The following is a 23067-nucleotide window of genomic DNA, read 5'->3' as shown; positions in this document are numbered from 1 at the left end:
TTACAGGAGTAAAAATTAGTTGAGATATAATAACCACTATAGTAATTAAACAATAATAAAAAATTTATATGGGTATGCGTTTGTATAGTTTGTTATATAGTTGTTGAAAAAGTTGACATACAAAATATATCAATATATTTTTCAAGAAGAAATTTGTGATGTGTTAGAAAATAAAACCTAATATGTATATAATTTCAGACTATTTTAAAGTTATTTATAATTAAAGTGTTGTTAATTTAAAGAGCAAGTATAAGGTACTATTATGAAAGAATACAAGGTAGTCATTGTTCAAGAAGACGCATTATCTTCATTGATTTTTGGTGCAGCTAATATTAATGAGTTTAAATTTTCACAGATTTTAAATAGATATGCAAGAGAGGGGTGGCGAGTGGTGACAATGGAAAGAGATATGCGTCGACTATATCTCTTTTGGAAAAGAGAAGCTTATGTTGTTATAATGGAGCGGGACTGTGACGAAAAAAGTAAAAACTTTTTAGTTTAAAAGGACTTTTTCCAAAAATTAATACTTTAAAATTGGAAATAAATATATTTATTTCCAATAAGTCTACTTGAGTCCAATCTAAGCAATGATAAAATCAGACCAATAATAAACATTAACTCTTGTTGACATCTTTTAGAAATACCACGTCTCAGTATAAGTATGAAAAAGTGTTATGATCTATGTTGTGATTTTTGTTTTGCCAAAGCTAAAAACAACCTCAATAATAATCGATATTTGCCCTGTTATGGGCATGAATAAAATCTGCTTATTAAAAGTAGCAATCTAACCTGTATTATGGTAATCACCGATAAATAGCAAGGGTGAAGGTGGGGATTACTGGCGCTTTTTTAATAATAGTATCCATATAACAAATGATGTTTTATCATTTAATATGACCTACTAATCCCATCATCAGTGAAGATATGGATTAATCAATTAATATTTATTTTGATAAGATTAAATTACTTTAAAATTTTTCAGATAATCGTAATGGTTAAAATAAAACTTGCTATTAAAGCAACTCTAAAATTAGTGATATTAATTTCTCAATCAGTAATAATTTTCCATCTTTGAACTCCTCATGTTGATAAATTTAGATATATTGGTACTTATTAGATAGCTTTAAAAACTAAAAATAATGTTTTTATTATAATTGGATCTTTGTAAGATTAGCCGATTCAGTCGCTAGATAAGCTAATTATATGTATCGTATTACGCGTTTTTCACCTCATTATATCGTTTTTTCAAACTAATTTTTTGTTTTCGATTTCTTAACAATATATTAATCCTTTTTACTAAGATAATAAAAAAGAGTTATAATGCTTAGATTATTTTAAAAAATAATTCATTTGGGGTTGGATTTATTTTAGATAAATGTACTAGAAATCTATGAGATAATTAAAAGAATTTCTTTTTAATCAATATTATGATTATCTTATATACTATTTATTCATTTTATGAATAGATATAACATTATTAGTGAATAATTTTCATAAATTTATTATTGACAACTCATTAAGTTATATAATTTCCTTTACATTATTTTAACAGTAATTGTGCTAAAATATACATAAGAGGTGTTTATGAGAAGAGTAGTATGGTTGATGATTTCATCAATTATGTTAGTAGGAGATATGCCTAATCAACTATCTCATGCATCAGAATATGATCTATCTAAAATAAACAATGAAACTTGTTATTATAATAAATTATTAGGTGATGAGTTTGGTTTTACTGACGATCAACATGCGGAGGTCAAGTCGCATGCTTACCTGAATTTATTTTTGCAACCTAGTGCTAATAGCTCAAAATTATCGTATCAAAATAATATTAGTCATCATGGACGTTTAACCAACACTATTATCCGTAGACGTTATGAGACATTTAGAAAAGCGATCCTTGATAATTGCCAGCCTGCTTATATTGCGGTTAAAAGGAATGAACCATTGCAGCGGCAACAAATTGAAAAACAAGGTATCTATTTTATCAATAATCAAATGCGTCTAAACAATATTAAAAATAGTTTAGAGCCACTTATCAATAAATCAATTTACGTTAAAGCACCTGTAGGTTACATCTATTTAAATGATAAATATGGGATTAAACAAAAAATTCGTCACGGTACGGAATTAGTGGTGCATCGTGTTATCATCGATAAGAATTTGAATGACGTTTATTTTATCGTTAAATATGATAATAATTATTTAAAATTTGCTTATAATCATGATTACTATTCATCAAAGCCTTCTTTCTTAATGTTAAAACATGATCGTTGGAATAATTATCACTTTTTTTATTTCTTTTCCATTTTAATTAAATATAAATTAGTTGAATTTATCTCAGTACAAAAAAATAATAATAATGAATTTATGTCTTTCTATTTTTCCATTTATGCAGATATGATGATGTTTTCTAATGAAATTAAAGATCGCACACTAATGTAATTATCCATATCATATGTTGGTTAATATCAATTTAGGCTTAATTTCCAAGGTTAATCGTTAAATAGGTGATTGATTTATACCTTTAGCGACAAAGCTTTTGATTGCGATAGGTAGTTGTCTTTGCACATTTATAGCGGTTTGCTGGTTATCGAACTCAGCAAAAATACATGCACCAGTTCCCGTAAGACGGGCAGCTGAATACGACGATATTAACTGGATCAGTTCATCAATTTGCGGATATAATTTTCTAACTAAAGGTTCAATATCATTTGAGAAAGGCGCTGTTAAGCGTTGTTGTAATGTTTTTATTGGGCTACTACGATAAAGATCAGGATGATTAAATATTTTGGCTGTAGAAACTTCAATCTGTGGATGTGCGACTAAAAACCATTTTTCAGGTCTTTCTACTTTCTGTAATATATCGCCAATTCCTTCAGCAAATGCAGTATACCCAAAAATAAATACAGGCACATCAGCACCTAACGTTCGTCCGATATGCATTAATTGTGGTGTGGATAAATGAAGTTGCCAGAGTTGATTTAATGCTATCAGTACCGTTGCTGCATTGGAGGAGGCACCGCCTAGTCCACCTCCCATAGGCAGTTTTTTATCAATACTTATTTCGACGCCTAGTGGTGTCGTAATATATTTTTTCTGTGATTGGGCGACTGATTGTAAAAGTTTGGCCGCTATAATGATTAGATTTTTTTCTTCTGGCACGTTAGTCATCGGCGTTACCAGCTTAATCTGATTATCATCACGTAAAATAAAATTAAGCGTATCGCCATAATCTAGTAACTGGAAAAGTGTTTGTAAGTTATGGTAATTATCTTCAGGTCTGCGGCCTGTGATATAAAGGAACAAATTTAATTTTGCTGGTGATAACCACTGTTTCATTATAAAGTCCACTGATTTATCTTAAGTTTAATGACATCATTATTATATTTTAATACTATTTGTGATGGTAAAGTAAGATTATCTTTTGTGACATAATCAAGAATAGATACTGTCCAAAGAATATTGTCTTGTTCAATATTGGTTGAAACTAAGCGACCCTGATTATCAATAGTATCAATATCGGATTTATCAGATAAACCAATCAGTATATTATGTAATGAAGAGAGAGGAACTCTCATTTGTGTTAAATCAAACAATAATTTCTCAACATTCATACCTTGATATTTTTTCCCTTTTTGATCTATTAACTCAACAAAATTCGGTTTGACGGTAAGTGTCATTACTGTCGCACCTAAAGGTGTAGCTAATTTTAATTGATACTGAATAGGGGAGGCTTGATTCAAATTAAAACGGGCATATTGCTTTTTTTTATTAGATAGATAGGCAATACTACCATTTACTTTATAACTTGAAATTTTTCTTAATTCGGTTTGATGTTGTGCCCATAATGTTTCTGGATTGGGCTTATTACTCGTGGTCTGATTTACTTGGGTTGTGGCACCATTAGGATCAAGCTGAGAATGGGTACAGGCAGATAAGGTTATAACTACGGCGGAGCATAATAGGGTTCGGATCCAATTAATATGTTGATGTAATATCATTGATGACTCATTAACGTTAAATGTTGTCTATAAATTATACCCTAAATATTTAGCATTGATAAATAGATATGAAAATATGCTATACTTATAAAGTGTAAATTCGAGATGTCTTTAAATTTGTCATTATTAATAGTATTGATACGACGTATTTTACGTTACGCTTACCAGCGTGCAAAATTAAAACAGAGATATTAATCTTTATATTAGGTTCATTTAAATCTTTATGTCCATAGCTATTTTAGGTGTAAATCATAAAACTGCTCAGGTTGCGTTACGTGAAAAAATTGCTTTTTCAGGGGAAAAATTAGGCGTTGCACTATACAGCCTGCATCAACATCCATTTATTGATGGATGTGTCATTGTATCCACCTGTAATCGTACCGAATTATACATCAGTTTTGAGCATGGTTCTGATATTGAGTACATAAAGACATCTATTGAGCAATGGCTCTGTCAATTTCATCAAATTGAATTAACGGATTTAAAACCAGCTTTTTATTGTTATCAAAATCAACAAGCGGTAAGCCATTTAATGCGAGTCGCTTGTGGTATTGATTCATTAATTATTGGAGAGCCGCAAATTCTAGGGCAGGTGAAACAAGCATTTAATGTTGCTCGTGCTCATAGTACGGTCTCATTATCTTTAGATAAATTGTTTCAACGTGTATTTCATGTAGCCAAGCGTGTTAGAACTGAAACCCAAATAGGCGCAAATACAGCATCAGTGGCCTATGCTGCCTGTCTAGTGGCTAGAGAGTTATTCCAGCAATCCAACACATTAACCGTGTTATTGATTGGGGCTGGTGAGACCATCGAACTTATTTCTCGTTATTTAAAATCCCATCATTTTGATAAAGTCATTATTGCCAATCGTACTCGCGAGAAGGCATTGAAATTAGCCAAATATCAACATGCTGAAATTATTTCTTTATCGGAAATTGCAGTGCGTTTAAAAGAGGTTGATATTGTTATCAGTTCTACAGCTAGCCCCTTACCTATTATTGGCAAAGGGTTAGTTGAAAGAAGCTTAAAACGGCGTCATGATAAACCGATGTTGTTTATTGATTTGGCGGTACCTCGCGATATTGAAGCTGAAGTGGCTGATCTGAATCATGTTGCGGTTTATTGTGTTGATGATCTACAACATATGGTTAATCAGAATCTTGAACAGCGCGTGATAGCCGCCAAAGAAGCTGATTACATTATTGATGAAGAGTCAGCTCTTTTTATACAATGGTTGCAAACCCGATTAGCAAGTCAGTTGATTAAAACTTATCGACATCAGGCGATGAACATTAAATCGGAATTGGAAACAAAAGCCATTAAAGCGATTGAAAATGGCGCTGATGTCAATAACGTTATTGCCTTATTGACCCATCGTCTAACCAATCGTTTAATTCATGCACCAACTCAATCGCTACTTCATGCTGCTAAACATGATTATTTAACTATACTGAGTCAAAGCTTAGATCTTAAAGAATTGTAGCTAATTTAATCTAAGTTAGCAATTTAATGAATAAGTTACAAATTAGGCAAATACCACATGAAACCATCTATTATTGCAAAATTAGAAACATTACAAGAACATTATGAAGAAGTTCAAGCGTTGTTATCTGAACCTAGTGTTATTTCTGATCAGGAACGATTTCGCACGTTATCCAAAGAATATGCTCAGTTAACGGATGTTGTGAACTGCTTTAGTGACTGGAAACAAACACAAGAAGATATTGAAACCGCAGAAATGATGCTTGACGATCCTGAAATGGCTGAAATGGCGCAAGAAGAATTGCAGCAAGCTAAAGTTCGAGAGCTAGATCTGGCCAATCAATTGCAATTACTTCTTCTACCAAAAGATCCTAATGATGATCGTAACTGTTTTGTCGAAGTTCGTGCCGGTACAGGGGGCGATGAAGCCGCAATTTTTGCTGGTGATTTATTTCGTATGTATACCCGTTACGCTGAAAGTAAACGTTGGCGTATTGAAGTCATGAGTGCCAGTGAGGGCGAACACGGCGGTTATAAAGAGATCATTTTGCTGGTTTCTGGTGACGGTGCTTACGGTCATATGAAATTTGAATCGGGTGGTCATCGTGTACAACGTGTACCTGAAACCGAGTCACAAGGTCGCATTCATACATCAGCGTGTACGGTTGCTGTCTTACCTGAAATCCCAGAAGCGGAATTACCTGATATTAATCCATCAGATTTACGTATTGATACTTTCCGTTCATCGGGTGCTGGTGGGCAGCATGTTAATACCACTGATTCGGCCATTCGTATTACGCATATACCGACAGGCATTGTTGTAGAGTGTCAGGATGAACGTTCACAACATAAAAATAAAGCAAAAGCAATGTCAGTACTAGCCGCACGTATTCAAGATGCGGAAATTCAGAAACGGCAACAAGAAGAGGCTTCTACTCGTCGTAATTTATTAGGGTCAGGGGACCGTTCAGATCGCATAAGGACCTACAATTATCCTCAAGGACGCGTGACCGATCATCGTATTAATTTAACGATTTATCGTTTAGATGAAGTGATGCAAGGTAAATTAGAAATGTTAATTGATCCTATCATTCAAGAATATCAAGCCGATCAACTGGCTGCGTTATCGGATCAAGACGAATGACCTACTTAGAGTGGCTTAAAAAAGCAACCGCTCAACTAAAAGGTAGTGATAGCCCTAAACGCGATGCTGAAATAATTTTGGGTTTTATCACCAATAAAACCCGTACTTTTTTAATGGCATTTAGTGAAACAAACCTTGATGAGCAGCAACTGAGACAGCTTGATGATTGTTTAATACGTCGTAAAAACGGTGAACCTATTGCCTATATCACTGGTGTTAAAGAATTTTGGTCATTACCTTTTAATGTTAATACGTCTACATTAATTCCAAGACCTGACACCGAGAAATTAGTGGAGTTAGCCTTAGAGCATTTGCCTCACCATGCATGTGAAATTTTGGATTTAGGCACAGGTACAGGGGCGATAGCCATTGCATTGGCAACCGAGCGGCCAGATTGTCTCATCACGGCTGTTGATGTTAATCTTGAGGCGGTTAAATTAGCACAGACCAATGCGGAAAATATTGAGGTAGAGAATATCTATTTCTTCCAAGGAAATTGGTTTAAACCCGTTAAAAATCGTAAATTTACCATGATTGTCAGTAATCCGCCTTATATTGATGCTAATGATCCTCATTTATCAATGGGAGATGTGCGTTTTGAACCATTAACAGCCTTAGTCGCCGATGATAACGGACTATCCGATATCAAACATATTGTCCAGCAGTCAACCTTGTATTTAAATCAATATGGTTGGTTATTAATTGAACATGGCTGGCAACAAGGCGAAGCAGTGCAAACGATATTTAAGCAACAAGGTTTTCAACTCGTTGAAACATATACTGATTACAGTGGTAATCAGCGTGTCACGTTAGGTCGCTGGTTTACACCTTAAGTAACATAAATAGATTTAATATAATCGATAAATTTTTTCACCGATAAATTAATTAAAAGGCGGTAAGAACGATGAAACAAAAGATTGTTAATATAGGCGATATTCGTGTTGCCAATAATTTACCTTTTGTATTATTTGCAGGTATGAATGTCCTTGAATCACGTGATTTAGCAATGCGTATTTGCGAGCATTACGTTAATGTCACCGACAAATTAGCTATCCCTTATGTATTTAAAGCATCTTTTGATAAAGCTAATCGCTCATCGATACACTCTTATCGAGGTCCAGGTCTGGAAGAAGGACTAAAAATTTTCCAAGAGCTAAAACAAACTTTTGGGGTTAAACTTATTACGGATGTTCATACTGAACAACAAGCTATGCCCGTTGCGGAAGTGGTAGATGTCATTCAACTTCCCGCTTTCCTTGCTCGTCAAACTGATTTAGTGGTTGCTATGGCGAAAACAGGCGCGGTAATTAATATTAAAAAACCTCAGTTTGTCAGCCCAAGTCAAATGGGTAACATGGTTGAGAAGTTTGCAGAAGCTGGAAATGATCAAGTCATATTATGTGAACGCGGTAGCTGCTTTGGCTATGATAACTTAGTCGTTGATATGCTCGGCTTTAATATCATGAAACAAGTGAGTCATGGGGCGCCAGTTATCTTTGATGTTACCCATTCTCTACAATGTCGTGATCCTATGGGGGCCGCCTCAAGTGGTCGACGAGCTCAAGTTTCTGAATTAGCGAGAGCAGGTATTGCTGTTGGTATTGCAGGTCTATTTTTAGAAGCGCATCCTGATCCAACTCATGCTAAATGCGATGGGCCATCAGCATTACCGTTAGATAAATTGGAGCCTTTCTTAAAGCAGATGAAAGCCATCGATGATATAGTGAAACAATTTGCTCAATTAGATACAAGTCAATAATTTTACCCTTATATCATTTTAATGCTTAACAATAGGTGACGTTGTCACCTATTTTAGAAAAAAGCCTATGCTAATAAAAAATGTCAATTATATTTTAGTCGGTAACAGCACTAAATGAATGGAGAAATTTTATTGATTAGTTAGTGGATGGTGTTATTGGTATATTGCTCCTCCTCATCATACTCCTCTTCATCGCCTTCAAAATACGTGCCCCAGCCATCATAATTTACTTGATATTGTTCGGTTAACGCGATTAATTGGGCAATTTGGGCGTTGATAACTTCAGCATTTAAAGGGATTTCGGATACAATATCAAAGCAATATATGGTCTGATCATCCTGATCGAGAAACTCTTCGGGATCCGTTGCCTCATAACCCAATTTAAATGCATCGATAGCGACCTTTTCTAAAATATCAAAGCTAGATGATGAGATATGGTGTTCAATTAAATAAAGAGCATCAGGGTTGCTACCATCAGCTAATAATTCGTCGATTACCGCTGCAGTTTGAGTTTGTGCTTGCGCAAGTTTGTTATTCATAGGGTACCTATTATTGATAATAAAAAATATGTGTTATATTACACGTTCAAAAATAAAAACATAAGCATAATTAGTAATTAAATTTTAAGAGTATATATGGAATTAAGTACGCGCCGTTATGATCTGCATAGCCATACTACGGCATCAGATGGTATGTTATCGCCTGCCGAACTCGTAAAGAGAGCAGTGGATAATTGCGTTGATGTTTTAGCCATTACTGATCATGATAGTACTGCGGGGCTTGAAGAAGCGAGAAACACTATTTCACAAGATAAACTCCCATTAATCTTAATTAATGGAGTTGAAATTTCGACGGTTTGGAAAAATCAAGGTATTCACATTGTGGGACTCAACATTGATCCTAATCATGATCATTTACAACAATTATTACGAAAACAGACAGAATATCGACGAGAAAGAGCCCAAGAAATAGCCGCTAAGTTAGCGGGATTAGGTATTGTGGATAGTTACCAAAAAGCGGAGCAATACGCACAAGGCGAAATTGTTTCTCGAGCTCATTTTGCCCGTTATTTGGTTGATCTAGGCATAGTCAAAGATATCAATAAAGCTTTTAAACGTTATCTAGGTAAAGGCAAACCTGCTTATATCTCGCCTCGCTGGTGTTCAATTACAGAGGCAGTAGAAGCGATTCATGCTGCTGGTGGGGTGGCCGTCTTAGCTCATCCAACACGTTATGATCTCACTGCAACTAAACTAAGAAAGTTGTTAGACGAATTCAAACAAATTGGCGGTGATGCGATTGAAGTATCACAAAGTCGTCAATCTCGGGATGAATTATATATGCTGGCGAAATATGCACTGCAATATGAATTTCTAGCTTCTCAGGGATCCGATTTCCATTCTATTGGCCAATATGTCGATTTAGGAAAAGTTGAGCCTTTAACTGAGAATGTTACGCCTATTTGGTATAATTGGTCGTATGAAAGAGACAGTATTAGAATAGAGGATACGTAAATTAATGAGCCAGATGTTTTATATTCACGCCGATAATCCTCAAGCTAGGTTGCTTGAGCAAGTGGTTTATATTCTGAAAAAAGGTGGAGTTATTGCACTACCTACCGACTCAGGCTATGCGCTAGGTTGCTTATTGGATAATAAACAGGGCGTGACCAGAATAACGCAAATTAGGAATCTGGACAAAAACCATCATCTTACATTAATGTGCCGTGATTTGTCGCAAATTTCTCATTATGCTTATGTAAATAATCGTACTTTTCGGTTAGTGAAAAATAATACACCAGGTAGTTATGTCTTTATTTTACAGGCGTCGAAAGAAGTGCCGCGACGGTTAATAAATGAAAAAAGAAAAACCATTGGTTTGCGCATTCCAAATAATCCACTTAATTTACAATTATTATCATTGCTCGATAGTCCATTAATGACGACTAGCTTAATTTTACCGGGCGATGAATTTGCCCAATCTGATCCACAACAAATAGACGATATTATTGGCCATCAATTGGAGGCGATTATTGATAGTGGACATATTGGGCAGCAACCAACGACTGTGATCGATTTAACCGAAGACTATCCAGTCATTATTCGTAAGGGAAGTGGCGACATTTCTCCCTTCGAATAAAATCATAACAATATAATGTTATTATGTAAAAATTATTGATACCTGTGAAGGTAGCGTGAGGATATATGAATCAAGACAATACAGAGAAATTACAAAAGGTATTAGCAAACCTAGGACACGGCTCTAGACGGGAGTTAGAAGCCATTATTCAAGCCGGCCGCGTAAGCGTCGATGGCAAAGTTGCCAAATTAGGCGATCGTATCAATGTGGATATGCAGCCAAAAATTCGTATAGATGGGCATGTTATCCCATTAAGAAATAAAGAAAAAGAGATATGTCGTGTTTTAGCTTATTATAAACCAGAAGGTGAAATTTGTACCCGAAATGATCCGGAGGGTAGGGCAACCGTTTTTGAACGTTTACCAAAATTAAAAAATTCGCGGTGGATTAATATTGGACGTTTAGACATTAATACTTCAGGTTTACTCCTTTTTACCACTGATGGCGACTTGGCTAACCGTTTAATGCACCCAAGGCATCAAATTGAACGCGAATATTCTGTGCGGGTTTTTGGTGAAGTAACCGATCAACAACTGTATCAATTACGTAAAGGGGTACAGCTAGAAGATGGACCTGCTGCATTTAAATCATTAAAAGTACAAGGTGGCGAAGGAATTAATCAATGGTTTAATGTAGTACTAACGGAAGGTCGTAATCGAGAAGTTCGTCGTATTTGGGAAGCCATCGGTGTACAAGTTAGTCGCCTTATTCGTATTCGTTATGGCAATATACTGCTGCCTAAACGCCTTCCACGTGGGGGATGGGTTGAGCTCGATTTAGCCTCTGTAAATTATCTACGTGCTTTAGTTGGATTATCAGAAGAACAAAAAACGAAAATTACCGTAGATAAAAAGCGTCGTCCTAAATCAATAACTCGCGCTGATGTAAGGCGATCACAAAAACGTCGTTCATCAATGTGAAACAAAAAGTGGGAATAATATCCCACTTTTTCATCTCTATTGAACGTAAAATCATCTTATGTAGTAAGACCTTTTAGAGGTATTGATTCTTTTTTATCAACCCTATTTTTATATTAAGTGTTCTACATCGATTTTATTTGTTTATCGCCAGCATATCGGTTGCTATTTTCAAATTCAATTGCCCATTTTGATATTGTTGCCAATATAACTGTTCTTGCCTTAAATCAAGTAAAATTAATTGATTTTTTTGCGCAACGTCAGCATCAATAGCTAACTCAACACGCTGCGGATCATGCTTTGAAAAACTGATTTGGAAAGCGTTAGGTGGTAAGTCTTGTTGCCTCTGTTTATTGATTAAAATCGCCAATCTAAGGATTTTAATCAATATCATGACATGTTGATGGTCGAATAGCGTAAAATTAGGGATATTTTCTGGTTTTAATGATTTACGATGATTTCTTACTAATGTGACTAATAACTGCTGTTGTTCTTGATTAAAACCTGGAAGATTACTATTCCGTAGGATATAAGCAGAATGCTTATGGATAGAGGCGTGATTGATATTTAAACCAATTTCGTGTAACAATGCGGCCCAATAAAGCAATGATTCAAGTGAATGATTGAATTTAGTTTTGGCTTGGCGCTGCCATTGCTGATAAAAATGTTTGCTCATATCCATGACTCTCTGTGCATGAATACGATCAATATGGTACTGAGTGGATAGTGTCAATGCCGTATGTTGACGTATATCATCCATACTTAACTGCTTTATCATTTCATATAATACCCCATTACGTAATGCATGAGGACAATAGTGCAAATGAGGAATTTCTAAGGTTTCAAATAAAGCCATTAAAATAGCTAAACCGCCAAAGATAACTGATTTACGACTATCAGAAATTGCTTTACTCTTTATTTTACTCACCGTTTTACAGCTTAAAAAATAGTGGTATAACAGCTCAAGCCGTTTATAAGTAATAATGCCATCGGTTATGCCCATTTCAATAAGTAAGTTATGAAAGGCTTTAATTGTACTGGATGTCCCTATAGTATAATGAAACGAGAGCGATTTTATATGTGGGCTAATTTTCTCAAGTCGCTGTATAGCAGTATGTTTTGCATTTTTAAAGTTAGTTTGATTTATTTCCAAACTAGAAAAAAACTGTTCCGTATAAGAGACGCAACCCATAGGTTGACTATCGACTAACAACACATTAAGTCCCACGCCTACCGCCATTTCGGTCGAGCCGCCACCAATATCAATCACTAATTTGGTTTCTTTTTTTAATAATGAGTGTGCAGCAACGCCTAAATAAATTAAACGTGCTTCTTCTTGACCAGAAATAATTTCAATAGGATAAGGTAATATTTCTGACGCTGCTTGTAAAAAATGATCGCTATTTTGGGCAATACGTAACGCATGAGTAGCTACAATTCTTACATTTTTCTTAGGTAACTGTTTAATTCGTTCTGAAAATAAGGTCAAGCATGCCAATGCACGGGTAATGCTTTGTTCACTCAATCTATTTTCAGCACTAAGACCATCTGCTAAACGTACCGATTTTTTTAACTCATAGATAACTTGTAGGGAATGATTCACTTCTCTAGCAACAAGCAGATGAAAGGTATTTGAACCTAGGTCAATTACCGCATATTCATTGAAATAAGTATTAAGTCTTGGATCAATTGGTATCACTATTTGTTACTCTTTTCTGTACGCTGACTTTATTTTCAAGTTGTTTCAGGTATTCATAAATAGCTAGTTGTGAACGAATTTTCTTACCATTTCTACGTTGAACATATTGGTTATTTAATTCTTTATTAATAATTCGAGCTTTGACATTATCCCTAGCTTGAATATCAAAAATATCTAAAATGGTGTTTTTTACTTCGCCTGAAAAGATTTTAACGGCCACTTCAATTCGATTATTAATATTTCTTGGCATCCAGTCCGCTGAAGAGATATAAGTCTCTTTTTGTCCATTATTTTCAAAAATATAGACTCGAGCATGTTCCAAAAAACTATCAACAATACTGGTAATATAAATATTGTCACTCATGTTAGGTACATTTGGAATTAAAGTGCAAATTCCACGGATAATAAGCCTAATTTTAACGCCAGCACACGAGGCTTGATATAATCGATCAATTAACTGCTTATCGGTTAAATTATTCAATTTTAGATAAATACCAGCAGGTAAGCCCGCTTTAGCATGCTCAATTTCCCGTTGAATAAATTGATTAAGGCGAACTCGGGTATTTTGCGGTGAAACCAGTAGATGTGAAAATGTCACTGGTTTATACGGCTCTTCAATAAAATTAAATACTCGTCTGACTTCATTGGTAATTTCTTTATCAGCGGTTAATAGTGAAAAATCCGTATAAATGCGTGCGGTTTTTTCATTAAAATTGCCTGAACCAATATGGGCATAGCGAATAATTTGATCGTTTTCTCGTCGATCAATTAAAAATAATTTAGCATGAATTTTTAAGCGTGGTGGTGAGAAGATAACTTTAACCCCTGATTCGGTTAATTGTTTCGCCCAATGTAAATTGGCTTCTTCATCAAAACGTGCTTGTAACTCAACGACAACCGTTACCTTTTTACCATTATTAGCGGCGTTAATCATTGAATTAATGATTCGAGAATCTTTCGCAACACGATAAATATTAATACGTATTGCGGTGACATCAGGATCAAACGATGCCTGACGCATAATTTCTAGTACATGTTCAAAGGAGTAATAAGGATAATAGAGTAATACATCTTTTTCTCGTATCGTATCAAACGCATTACGATGTTGGGAAAAGCGCTTATAGAATAAACTTGGAATCGCTTTATTTAATAAGTTACTGCGCCCAATGCAAGGGAAATGCATTAAGTCCTTAAGATTTGGATATCGACCACTAGGCACGGCATCTTGTTCGGCAATTTTTAATTTTTGCATTAATAATTCAATCAATGCCTTAGGTATATCTTTTTGATAAATGAAACGTACAGGTTCAGCGGTTAAACGTTGTTTTAAACCTAAAGACATTACATCGAGCATGCTGGCATCTAATTCATAGGTGATATCATATTCAGCATCGCGAGTGATCTTAATTGAATACCCATTTAAGCTATTACTATCAAAAAAGACTTTAAAGATATCCTGTAAGCAAAATCGTAGAATATTATCTAATAAAATAATTGATTTATTTTTGGTAGACACATTAGAGGGTAATAACACAAAACGCGAGACTTTGTCTGTTGGTATTTCTAATAGTGCATATTTAATACAATGATGATTAATGATTTCTACTGCTAAATAACTATGATCGTCTTTTAAAAATTGAATTAATTCACTATAACTATCAAGTAAAATCGGGGTAATATATTGGCGTAAATTTTTTTCAAAATAGTGTTTAATCCACTCTTCTTGATAACTGGTTAATTGCCTTTCATTAACCAGAAAAATCTGATTACGTGCCATTTCCAGCAGTAATTCATTATATAAAGTGTCAAATTGTAATTCTGCTTGAACGACTTTTTGATAAACTTGACGTAATAAATGATTGGTATTCGCGGTTTTTTTCTGTTCTTGTTCAATCAGCATGGTTCTTTTTAAGTTAGCAAACTGAACCTTATAAAATTCATCAAGATTATTGGCATAGATACCTAAAAATCTTACCCTTTCAATTAAAGGATTAGATTTATCAGCGGCTTCTTGCAACACTCGTTCATTAAATGCTAGCCAACTCAATTCGTTTTTTAAGTAAATATGTTCTTGGATCATGATGTTATGTAAACCTTATTACCAATATTATTGGTATATCAGTATACCCTTTTTACTCAAACTTTAAATAAAAAAACCAGCGCATAAGGCTGGTTTTTAACAGATATTATCCTTGATAAATCTATAAACGATGTACAGATGTCGTATTCGTTGTGCCGCTTGGTACTAGGGCGCCCGAAACCATAACGACAACATCGCCTTTTTGTGCTAAGCCTTTATTTAAGGCAAACTCCTTACCTAAATGATAGAAATCATCAGTAGACTGAATTTCATTAATTAAACAAGGCTCAACACCTTTAGTTAATAATAATTGATTAACTGTTTTTGGATTAGAGGTTAATGCAATCACTTTCGCTTTTGGAAAATAATGGCGTACTTCGCGTGCTGACTTACCACTTCGGGTTGCAACAATAATTAATTTGGCATTTAATCGTTCCGCTATCTCAACCGCGCCACAACCTACCGCAGCGGTAATACCAATTTTTTGTATCGTTTGTAGTTCTAATGAGGCTGGGATCACGGTATCAGTACGTTTACAAATAGTTGCCATGACGGTTACTGCCTCTAGTGGGTATTTTCCTTTGGCACTCTCACCTGATAGCATAACCGCATCTGTGCCATCTAAAATAGCATTGGCAACATCGCCAGCTTCAGCACGAGTAGGGCGTGGATTTTTAATCATTGAGTCGAGCATCTGAGTGGCTGTAATAACTGGTTTTGAGACTTTATTACATTTTGTGATCATCATTTTTTGAGCAAAAATCACTTCTTCCACAGGAATTTCTACACCTAAGTCACCACGTGCAACCATAATTCCATCAGAAGCGTCCAAAATTTCATCAAAATTATCCAATCCTTCCTGATTTTCTATTTTAGAAATGATTTGAATATTTTCACCGCCATTTGCCTTCAAATGTGCGCGGATTTCATCGACATCAGAACGTTTACGGATAAAGGATGCTGCAATAAAATCAACGCCTTGTTGGCAACCAAAAATAAGATCTTGTTTATCTTTTTCTGCTAAAGCGGGTAACTGGATAGAAACCCCAGGTAAATTAATACCTTTGTTTTCACCTAGCTCACCATTATTTAGAACTGTACAAATAACCTCATTGCCTTTTATCTCTTTGACTTCCATAGCAATTAAGCCATCGTCCACAAGTACACGATTACCAGGCTTTAAATCCATTGCAAAACCAGAATAGGTAACCGCTACCCGATCTTTGTTACCTACAACAGACGTATCCGTTGTAAATGTAAATGTTTGGCCAGCAACTAAAGAGATATCATTACCACCCTCTAGTTTAATTGTTCTTATTTCAGGTCCTTTAGTATCAAGTAAAATAGCGGCTTTTTTTCCCGTTTCTTGCATTACTTCGCGCAGATTTTGGATACGCTGCCCATGTTCATTGTAATCACCATGAGAAAAATTGAGACGCATAACATTCATGCCGGCATCTAACATTTTAGATAACATTTCTTTTGATTCAGTTTTAGGGCCAATAGTACAAACAATTTTAGTCTTTTTCATAATGATATCTACTTTCAGTAAGTTTAAAGGTTTAAAAATTAAAGATGGTCAAAAATAAATAAAAAAACCAATGCAATTAAGGCATTGGCTAAATTATAGGTTAGAAAATATATTATCTAACGGAATTAGATGTTTTGTAATAACACGATTAAATAATATAAAAAACGTATTCGTCATTAATTAGACTAACCTCACTATTTTTTAATTATAAATAATCTCATTGAATGGCATTATAGTATTATCTATTTTTAAAATAAAGAAGTTTATCGCCTCTAAATAATGATAGATTCTATCTTTAGTACGTGAAAATCATTATTTTGTAATAAAAAATAAAATGAATATTTATATGTTGTTTTTTCTTTACGGTTTATTGTGCGATAATAATAAACATTAATGCAAATAATATAAATATATTCAATTAATTAGACTATTTTTTAATAAAATTAACGACTTCTTTTCAGTGTTTACAATATAAATTTTGTACAATAATTGATTGTATTTTAATCAAAGCACTTTAGGGTATAGGATTTATTAATGTTAGTAAATATATTACTTTGGCTAAAGTTTAGTTTAAAAGGATTTTATTCAAAATTTAGTGGATTACATTTATTAATTGTAGCTATTTTTCTTACAGGTTGTACAAGTGCAACATCTTCATCTTATTTAAATCAACATGAGCAATTGCAGATAGAGACGGCAAAATTAATTTTAGCTCAATATCAACAATGGAAACGTACACCATATGTATATGGTGGAAATACGCATAAGGGAATTGATTGCTCGGGTTTAGTTGTAGAAACTTTTCAGTCTAAATTTAATAAAAAACTACCAAGATTAACCACGGACTTGGCTAAATTAGGTAAGAATGTGACAACCCTAAAACCTGGCGATTTAGTCTTTTTTAAAACAGGGCGTGGACGCACAGGTTTACATGTAGGTATTTATTATAAAGATAATCAATTTCTACATGCTTCCAGTCGAAAAGGCGTTGTATTAAGTAGTTTACACAACAGCTATTGGCAAAACAAATATTGGATGAGTCGGCGAGTACTGTAATTACTATTACAAAATGGATCAAAACTATTTTTGCTACGGGTTTAATTAAAATCACTAAGGGCATTTATCAATAGTTATAATTAAATGATGAAAATATGGCGATTAATATACCTGAATTACCTCATTTATTTTGATCCATTTATTAATTAATTGATCACTTATATAGTCCTATTTTACGACTGTCATTTGTTTTAAAATATTTAACATCGGTTAATATTAAATAGGCTAATTAGAAAATTATTTATCTAACTGGCTTGAATTTTCTACCCTTTATAGCTTAAGCGTGTGCCTTACTTTTTTATTCATAATGATATCAAAAATGCCAGATAACCATTGAGAATGTTACTATATTTTATGCTCATGGTTAATTATTAGCCATATCAGCTAATAACGTTGTGCTTTACTACTGATGTTTGCCGATAATCATATGAATAAATAGTAGCACTATATCACCCGTTATGAATATTAGTGATAAGAATAATATATAATAAGCGTCATAATCTGGTTTTAAACTGCGCCGCAACTAGCTTTAGTTATAACGAACGTATTCAAGTTGTTTATATCGTTTTTTTAATAGGGCTATTATTGTATTTTCCTTTATATACCTATCAGATTAATGTTAATAAATATTTATCCATAGGTAATATAAAGGACTAACAACAATGCCATGTATTGCATAGAGGCAATTAGTTTAATTTAATATTTAAATGATACCTTTTGAATCCAACGTAAGTTGAGCAATCACTGTCGCACATAAAAACGTACCGGAGCAAACCGCTAATGCAACTGGAATAATGCGCCAAGATATTTTTTTGAACATATCCAAATCTTTACCAATTGCTAATCCTGCATAAGCTAAAATAGGCGTACATACGACTACAAATTGGATGTTTTTCGTCGTTTCAATAATCCAAGCAGAGTAGGGGAATTGGGGGATAGAAACAACCACCGCCACTAATGAGATCCAGAAAATGGTAGGTAATTTGTTACAAATAGGCAACTTAGCTATTAAATAACCTGTGGCGGCAATAGCAACTAAAATTAATACTGCTGTTAGTGATGCAATAATATCAATATGATAACCAACAACATTTCCAGCTACAATAATAAGGCTAAGTAGTATAAGTAAAAAAAGGGTTTCTAATAGTTTCATTTATAATCACCTGTTTAACTATTTTTTTTGTTAAATAAATGAGTGAAAACATCATACATTTTGACAGCAAATGGTAATGAGAAAAAGATATAGATATAAATGCCCAAAATACTTGACATAAGATTAGCCGAAGCGGCATAGGCTACAATAGCTTCTGACATATCTGGATAGAGTGTGGTAATTGACCCCGTAGCTGCTGCCATCATGCTGCCACTTCCTACACCCGCTCCCATAGCCAAAGCATAAGGATGAAAAATATTAAGATTACCTATCAACGTGGCTAAAATACTCATCCAGATAGCACCAAATAAGGTTCCACAAATATACATAGCCATGACACCTCGCCCTTCAGGGGAATCTAATCCATATTTATCAGCGATAATGGCAATATTTGATTCTCGTGCCACTGAATAAGTGGCGCCAATCGCCTCTCTACCCATGCCTAGGGCGACAGCTATTGGTAATCCAAAAAGTATGGTTCCAATAAAATGACCGACTTCTTGAAATATCAGCGCGCCTTTTGCTTCAAAAATATGAGGCAAGTTTGGTCCGATATCGAGCCCCAACCTGGCCGTTAATAACATTAACGACACCGTCATAATGGTACTGGCATGCTTCATATTTTTTTCAGTTAAAATATGAAATTTTGGTAAGCTAATTACTCCACCCAAAATCATAGCAAAAATCATTGGTAATATAATAATAATGCCAAATGAGTGTTTGCCTATTAGCTCAGTTATTACAACAACCAATAGAGCTAATAAATGTAATTTCCAATCCGTTAGTACTTTCATTCAAATACACCTCATTATAGTTAAAATAGTATGCGTACCTAATGTTTGTTAATAAAAAAGGATAAAATCCTAGGAATATAAGTAACTATTTTTACTAATTATTGCTTATCTTAATTTAATTGATGGTTGCTCCTAAGGCATGCTTAAAATGATTTAGTGCCCATTGATGACCGATAGGATCAAAACTAGCAACAGCTTGTTCATGTATGACAAGTTGGTAACCTAAATTATAGGCATCCACCGCTGTATGTAAAATACAAATATCAGTGCAAACACCAACTACATGCACTTCCGTAATTTGACGTTCACGTAAACGTAAATTTAAATCAGTACCACAAAAAGCGGAATAATATCTTTTAGTTAAATAGTGATGGGTAGGTTTGTGTTGATTAGCTAAATATAAAGAAAGTAATGAACCAAATAATTTTTGTCCATCGGTACCGATAAGATTATGCGGTGGAAATAGTTTATTTTCTGAGTGATAATCATCTTTGGTTTGATGTGCATCAATGGCAAAAACCACATAATCATTAGCTTCAATAAATGTGCGCATTAAATTAACTAATTCATTTTCGATCAGTTGACCGTTTTTACCAGTAGTTAACGCCCCATCATCAGCAATAAAATCATAAGTGTAATCAATGTAAATAAGCGCTTTCATCATTTAAGTTATTTTATTTTAGATTAAAATAAATTAGCATAGTTTACAAAAGTTTAATAGCCGATTTTATTTATCTATCCTACTTTAGCTATCTGCTATAATATTTTATAGACCCTAATATATAAAAAATTAATAAAAATTATGTATATAAATCAATGTGTTACTATTTTTGAGCTAAAAACATATTTGAATCATCTTTATTGGCATAAAATTTGTTTTATAATGGACACTATTTTGCATTTTGCGTTATAGCTAAAGGATATTTTGTATGCGTTCGATTTATTGTGGTCAATTAAATGTTTCTCATGTTAATGAAGAAGTCACGTTATGTGGGTGGGTCAATAAACGCCGTGATTTAGGTGGGATGATATTTATTGATATGCGTGATAGAGAAGGCATTGTGCAGGTGTTTTTTGATCCTGCTTTTAAATCGGCATTTGATTTGGCCGCAGAATTGCGTAATGAGTTTTGTATTCAAATTAAAGGAAAAGTGAGAGCGAGACCAGAAGGGCAGCGTAATACTGATATGGCAACAGGTGAAATTGAGGTATTAGCAACGGATTTGGATATTATTAATCGTGCTGAGATTTTACCCTTAGATTTCAATCAAAATAATACTGAAGAACAACGTTTAAAATATCGCTATATTGATTTACGTCGTCCCGAGATGTCAGCTAGATTTAAAACTCGAGCCAAAATTACCGCTTTTGTTCGTCGTTTTATGGATGAAAACGGTTTTTTAGATGTTGAAACGCCAATGTTAACTAAAGCAACACCAGAAGGTGCGCGCGACTATTTAGTCCCTAGCCGCGTTCATAAAGGTGAGTTTTATGCTTTACCACAATCACCGCAATTATTTAAACAAATTTTAATGATGTCTGGTTTTGATCGTTATTATCAAATTGTTAAATGTTTTCGTGATGAAGATTTACGTGCGGATCGGCAGCCAGAATTTACCCAGATTGATGTTGAAACGTCATTCATGAGTGCTGAAAATGTGCGTGAAATAATGGAAAAATTGATCCGTGAATTGTGGATGCACATTAAACAGATCGATCTTGGTTCATTTCCTGTAATGACTTATGCTGAAGCGATGCGTCGTTTTGGTTCAGATAAACCCGATTTACGCAATCCATTAGAAATCGTTGACGTCGCTGATGTTGTTAAAGATATCGATTTTAAAGTATTTGCTGAACCGGCTAACGATCCAAAAGGTCGTGTTGCTTTATTATGTGTACCGGGTGGGGCTGAATTAAGCCGTAAGCAATTAGATGATTATGCTAAATTTATTAGTGTATACGGAGCTAAAGGTTTAGCTTGGATTAAAATCAATGATATCGATGCCGGACTTGATGGTGTACAAAGTCCAATAGCTAAATTTTTCACAGCACAACAAATGCAGCAATTATTACAGCGTGCTAATGCCAAAAATGGCGATATTTTATTATTCGGTGCAGATAGTCAAAAAGTGGTGAGTGATGCGCTTGGTGCATTACGTTTGAAAATTGGCAAAGATCTTAAACTAACTGATGAAAATCAATGGGCACCACTTTGGGTTATTGATTTCCCGATGTTTGAAGAAACCGAAACGGGTTTAAGTGCCATGCACCATCCATTCACGTCACCAAAAGATTTATCACCCGATGAGTTACAATGTAACGTATTAGAGGCGGTTGCCAATGCTTATGACATGGTGATAAATGGATATGAAGTGGGCGGTGGTTCAGTACGTATTCATAAAAATGATATGCAACAAACTGTATTCAATATTCTTGGTATTAATGAACAAGAACAACGCGAAAAATTTGGGTTTTTACTTGATGCATTAAAGTACGGTACACCACCCCATGCGGGTCTTGCCTTTGGTCTGGATCGGTTGACAATGCTATTAACGGGTACCGATAATATTCGTGATGTTATTGCTTTTCCAAAGACGACAGCAGCGACTTGTTTATTGACAGATGCACCGAGTCCCGCCAATCCAGCTGCATTAGCTGAGTTAGCCATTGATGTGGTTAAAAAAGATTAATGTATTTAGACATATAAATGAAAAAGAGGAATGACGCATTCCTCTTTTTCATTATTGATTATTTAACGCTGTTTAATACTATCAATTGAACTTAAATTAGATCATAATTAAAGCTAACATAGAATAAATAAGGACATTTATTATGTTAAATTATAAAAAACCTGAATCAGTATTGGTGGTTATTTATGTTGCAACCGCAAAGAAAGTACTCATGCTAAGGCGCAATGATGATCCGACTTTTTGGCAATCAGTGACGGGCAGTCTTGAAGATAATGAAACACCAAGGATGACCGCAATCAGAGAAGTTAAAGAAGAAACAAGTATTAATATTGTTATGGATAATTTACCACTAATTGATACCCACTATTCGATCGTATTTGATATTTTTCCCCAATTTTTGCATCGTTATGCACCGGGAGTAACGAAAAATAAAGAACATTGGTTCTATCTGCCTTTACCACATATTTATCCGATTAAGCTTACTGAGCATAGTCAATATCAATGGCTAGATTATCAACAAGCAGCGGCATTGACCAAATCAATAAATAACCGAGACGCCATTTTAAGACTACCAAGGTGATAGCTAAATAGTTTAATGGTGAATTTTGATTATTTT

At 34.3% G+C, this 23067-nt stretch carries 21 protein-coding genes; 12 read left to right on the top strand and 9 right to left on the bottom strand.

All coding sequences use genetic code 11. The annotated features are described in order from the left end of the window. Nucleotides 1-262: 262 nt before the first annotated feature. Both O970_RS07005 and O970_RS07000 read left to right on the top strand, forming a co-directional pair. A complete protein-coding gene (locus tag O970_RS07005; protein ID WP_024496407.1) occupies nucleotides 263-502 on the top strand; it encodes a DUF4177 domain-containing protein in 240 nt (79 codons plus the stop codon). Nucleotides 503-1584: 1082 nt separating this feature from the next. Further along, entirely contained in the window at nucleotides 1585-2445 is an 861-nt protein-coding gene (locus O970_RS07000) for a hypothetical protein (RefSeq protein ID WP_130575733.1), read from the top strand. A gap of 57 nt (nucleotides 2446-2502) precedes the next feature. Here O970_RS07000 and ispE read toward each other — a convergent pair whose 3' ends face one another. Both ispE and lolB read right to left on the bottom strand, forming a co-directional pair. Beyond that, entirely contained in the window at nucleotides 2503-3345 is an 843-nt protein-coding gene (ispE, locus tag O970_RS06995) for a 4-(cytidine 5'-diphospho)-2-C-methyl-D-erythritol kinase (protein ID WP_105291849.1), read from the bottom strand. Beyond that, nucleotides 3342-4004 (bottom strand): lipoprotein insertase outer membrane protein LolB, encoded by a 663-nt coding sequence (lolB, locus tag O970_RS06990; protein WP_024496405.1) that lies wholly within the window; start codon nucleotides 4002-4004, stop codon nucleotides 3342-3344. Before lolB ends, ispE begins: the two co-directional genes overlap by 4 nt. A 223-nt stretch (nucleotides 4005-4227) precedes the next feature. Between lolB and hemA the strand changes: the two genes are divergently transcribed. From hemA to kdsA, 4 genes are all read left to right on the top strand, one after another. Further along, nucleotides 4228-5490, top strand: coding sequence for a glutamyl-tRNA reductase (hemA, locus tag O970_RS06985; RefSeq protein WP_024496404.1), 1263 nt, complete (start codon nucleotides 4228-4230; stop codon nucleotides 5488-5490). 57 nt (nucleotides 5491-5547) lie between these two features. Next, a complete protein-coding gene (gene prfA / locus O970_RS06980; protein WP_024496403.1) occupies nucleotides 5548-6633 on the top strand; it encodes a peptide chain release factor 1 in 1086 nt (361 codons plus the stop codon). Continuing rightward, nucleotides 6630-7466 (top strand): peptide chain release factor N(5)-glutamine methyltransferase, encoded by an 837-nt coding sequence (prmC, locus tag O970_RS06975; protein ID WP_024496402.1) that lies wholly within the window; start codon nucleotides 6630-6632, stop codon nucleotides 7464-7466. Before prfA ends, prmC begins: the two co-directional genes overlap by 4 nt. Nucleotides 7467-7537: 71 nt before the next feature. Next, on the top strand, nucleotides 7538-8392 hold the full coding sequence (gene kdsA / locus O970_RS06970) for a 3-deoxy-8-phosphooctulonate synthase (RefSeq protein WP_024496401.1): 855 nt from the start codon (nucleotides 7538-7540) through the stop codon (nucleotides 8390-8392). 140 nt (nucleotides 8393-8532) lie between these two features. On the opposite strand, the gene rraB is transcribed toward kdsA, so the two are convergent. Then, nucleotides 8533-8931, bottom strand: a complete 399-nt coding sequence (gene rraB / locus O970_RS06965) for a ribonuclease E inhibitor RraB (protein ID WP_024496400.1) — start codon at nucleotides 8929-8931, stop codon at nucleotides 8533-8535. A gap of 96 nt (nucleotides 8932-9027) precedes the next feature. Between rraB and rnm the strand changes: the two genes are divergently transcribed. From rnm to rluB, 3 genes are all read left to right on the top strand, one after another. After that, the gene (rnm, locus tag O970_RS06960) at nucleotides 9028-9906 is read left to right on the top strand and encodes an RNase RNM (RefSeq protein ID WP_024496399.1); all 879 of its coding nucleotides are present in this window, start codon (nucleotides 9028-9030) and stop codon (nucleotides 9904-9906) included. Nucleotides 9907-9910: 4 nt separating this feature from the next. Continuing rightward, nucleotides 9911-10531, top strand: coding sequence for an L-threonylcarbamoyladenylate synthase (locus O970_RS06955; RefSeq protein WP_024496398.1), 621 nt, complete (start codon nucleotides 9911-9913; stop codon nucleotides 10529-10531). A gap of 65 nt (nucleotides 10532-10596) precedes the next feature. Beyond that, a complete protein-coding gene (gene rluB, locus O970_RS06950) occupies nucleotides 10597-11451 on the top strand; it encodes a 23S rRNA pseudouridine(2605) synthase RluB (RefSeq protein WP_051318613.1) in 855 nt (284 codons plus the stop codon). A gap of 133 nt (nucleotides 11452-11584) precedes the next feature. On the opposite strand, the gene O970_RS06945 is transcribed toward rluB, so the two are convergent. From O970_RS06945 to pykF, 3 genes are all read right to left on the bottom strand, one after another. Beyond that, nucleotides 11585-13147 (bottom strand): Ppx/GppA phosphatase family protein, encoded by a 1563-nt coding sequence (locus O970_RS06945; protein ID WP_051318612.1) that lies wholly within the window; start codon nucleotides 13145-13147, stop codon nucleotides 11585-11587. Then, nucleotides 13134-15227, bottom strand: a complete 2094-nt coding sequence (gene ppk1 / locus O970_RS06940) for a polyphosphate kinase 1 (protein ID WP_024496396.1) — start codon at nucleotides 15225-15227, stop codon at nucleotides 13134-13136. The genes O970_RS06945 and ppk1 overlap by 14 nt, the downstream gene beginning before the upstream one ends. Before the next feature lie 121 nt (nucleotides 15228-15348). Next, entirely contained in the window at nucleotides 15349-16758 is a 1410-nt protein-coding gene (gene pykF / locus O970_RS06935; protein WP_024496395.1) for a pyruvate kinase PykF, read from the bottom strand. A gap of 534 nt (nucleotides 16759-17292) precedes the next feature. Here pykF and O970_RS06930 point away from each other — a divergent pair. After that, nucleotides 17293-17814, top strand: coding sequence for a C40 family peptidase (locus O970_RS06930; RefSeq protein ID WP_024496394.1), 522 nt, complete (start codon nucleotides 17293-17295; stop codon nucleotides 17812-17814). Nucleotides 17815-18517: 703 nt separating this feature from the next. Here O970_RS06930 and O970_RS06925 read toward each other — a convergent pair. The 3 genes from O970_RS06925 to O970_RS06915 form a co-directional block, all read right to left on the bottom strand. After that, entirely contained in the window at nucleotides 18518-18967 is a 450-nt protein-coding gene (locus O970_RS06925) for a hypothetical protein (RefSeq protein ID WP_024496393.1), read from the bottom strand. Nucleotides 18968-18981: 14 nt separating this feature from the next. Continuing rightward, nucleotides 18982-19761 carry a DUF3100 domain-containing protein gene (locus O970_RS06920; protein WP_036562928.1) on the bottom strand — a complete coding sequence of 260 codons (780 nt, stop codon included), beginning with the start codon at nucleotides 19759-19761 and terminating at the stop codon, nucleotides 18982-18984. A 115-nt stretch (nucleotides 19762-19876) separates the two neighbouring features. Then, a complete protein-coding gene (locus O970_RS06915; RefSeq protein ID WP_024496392.1) occupies nucleotides 19877-20422 on the bottom strand; it encodes a cysteine hydrolase family protein in 546 nt (181 codons plus the stop codon). Between the two features lie 268 nt (nucleotides 20423-20690). Here O970_RS06915 and aspS point away from each other — a divergent pair, with 268 nt between their 5' ends. Together aspS and nudB are read left to right on the top strand one after the other, a co-directional pair. Further along, nucleotides 20691-22451: an aspartate--tRNA ligase gene (gene aspS / locus O970_RS06910; RefSeq protein WP_024496391.1), complete on the top strand. Its 1761-nt coding sequence runs from the start codon at nucleotides 20691-20693 to the stop codon at nucleotides 22449-22451. A 142-nt stretch (nucleotides 22452-22593) separates the two neighbouring features. After that, complete coding sequence (gene nudB, locus O970_RS06905) at nucleotides 22594-23031, top strand: dihydroneopterin triphosphate diphosphatase (protein WP_024496390.1); 438 nt, start codon at nucleotides 22594-22596, stop codon at nucleotides 23029-23031. The last annotated feature ends 36 nt before the right edge of the window (nucleotides 23032-23067 follow it).

Source organism: Candidatus Schmidhempelia bombi str. Bimp (genome assembly GCF_000471645.3).
Taxonomy (GTDB): domain Bacteria; phylum Pseudomonadota; class Gammaproteobacteria; order Enterobacterales; family Orbaceae; genus Utexia; species Utexia bombi.
Note: the sequence above shows the minus strand (reverse complement) of the source record. Positions and strands in the feature narration are given on the sequence as shown.